This window comes from Bacillus sp. JJ1562 (assembly GCF_036962705.1).
GTDB lineage: Bacteria > Bacillota > Bacilli > Bacillales > Bacillaceae_L > Ferdinandcohnia.
Genome location: NZ_JBALOQ010000036.1, coordinates 1 through 1,460, shown reverse-complemented (window position 1 = coordinate 1,460; position 1,460 = coordinate 1). Strand labels below are relative to the sequence as shown.

Annotated in this window: 3 protein-coding genes; all 3 read left to right on the top strand. The window is 37.3% G+C overall.

Annotation, left to right across the window (positions count from 1 at the left end; translation table 11 throughout):
* Nucleotides 1-483: YlbD family protein (locus V7097_RS19770; protein WP_335705370.1), on the top strand; the 483-nt coding region annotated here is incomplete at its 5' end.
* An 18-nt stretch (nt 484-501) separates the two neighbouring features.
* The gene (locus V7097_RS19765) at nt 502-741 is read left to right on the top strand and encodes a YlbE-like family protein (RefSeq protein ID WP_335705369.1); all 240 of its coding nucleotides are present in this window, start codon (nt 502-504) and stop codon (nt 739-741) included.
* A 164-nt stretch (nt 742-905) separates the two neighbouring features.
* Nucleotides 906-1,349 (top strand): YlbF family regulator, encoded by a 444-nt coding sequence (locus V7097_RS19760; RefSeq protein ID WP_335705368.1) that lies wholly within the window; start codon nt 906-908, stop codon nt 1,347-1,349.
* Nucleotides 1,350-1,460: the final 111 nt, after the last annotated feature.

The following is a 1,460-nucleotide window of genomic DNA, read 5'->3' as shown; positions in this document are numbered from 1 at the left end:
TGGCAACGTCTTTATGACCCACTTCCTGTGGGCCTAAAAATCGGGCGCAAATACGCCAAGGCGTATTTGATAAAAGAGGTGATTGAAATGGGAAATCAGCTTCATCCATCTGTACAGGAATTTAAGGCCTTTGTTAAAAAACATCCTGTGCTGGTTCAGGAAGTGCGAAAAGGAACACTTAACTGGCAAGAAGTATATGAAGATTGGTATATACTTGGTGAGGAAGATGAAAAGTGGAAAAAGTTTAAAGATAGTAATAGCAATGGCAATACAGAAGATAGCGGCAAAACCGATTTTATCGGAAAGATTTTTTCATCCTTAAAAAATACAGATATGAATAATCTGCAGCAGCAAATCTCAAATGTAGGGGAAGCCATTTCAACAATTCAAGCCGTTATTCATCAATTTCGTGGGGATGAAAAGCAACAGCAGATGCGAACTACCCGAGAAGCTCGTCATCCTTTTGCCTTTCGCAAAGATTAGGCGAGAAGGGGGTAGAAGATGCGACAAGAAACATATGAATACCTCAAATCAAAAAAACAACTACGTGCTTTTGTTCGACAAAATCCCATTTGGTACCGAAAATTAACCCGGAATCCAAGAGATTATCCAAGCTTGGAAAATGAGGCAAAAGCATATTTCAAACAAACCCTACCACATAAAGTTCAAAAAATTAACCAGTCATTGGAAATGGCCTCATTCATGCTTCAAATGTATCAAGGCATGCGACAGAGTGATTAAGTATGTAAGGAGCCAATCTTTATTTATGGCTCCTTCTTTACATGGGCAAGGTTATTTGGGAAGTTAAAGGAAAAGCTAGGAAAAATATAGCTAATACTATTGAATTAACGCAGTAGATGCGATTCGTAAAAATTCGTGGTATAGTGGATGTGGAGGTGTTAATTTTGATAGCCACAATCGAAAAAGTTGAAATTCTTGAAGAGGCGCAAGAACTTTCATCCATGATTCTACGTTCAGAACTAGCAGAGGAATACCGAAGCAGTTTAAATACATTACAAAAAGATAGAGAAGCGCAGAAACTAATCGCTGATTTTCAAAATATGAAGGAAAAATATGATGAGGTTCAACGATTCGGGAAATACCATCCTGATTTTCGAACTGTTTCAAAAGAGACAAGGGAACTTAAAAGAAAGCTTGATCTTCACGAAACGATTGCTGATTTTAAAAAAGCAGAGGATAATATACAAAAAGTCCTTGATGAAATTAGCGTGCTACTAGGTGGAGCTGTATCAAAGCATATTAAAGTCCCAACTGGGAATCCTTATTTTGATTCTATGTCAAGCTGTGGCGGTGGCTGTGGAAGTGGTGGAGCTTGCGGCTGTAAGTAACCGATTCTTTGCGAAAAAGTAAGTTTTCTACTTTATTTCATATTGTAAAATTTTTACTTGATATGCTAAACTAATTATAACTTTATTCAGCAAGACTGAATAAAGTTAAGC

Bases quoted from the DNA above. Each gene is read 5' to 3' on its own strand.
- V7097_RS19765 (WP_335705369.1), top strand. From the start codon at position 502: ATGCGACAAGAAACATATGAATACCTCAAATCAAAAAAACAACTACGT.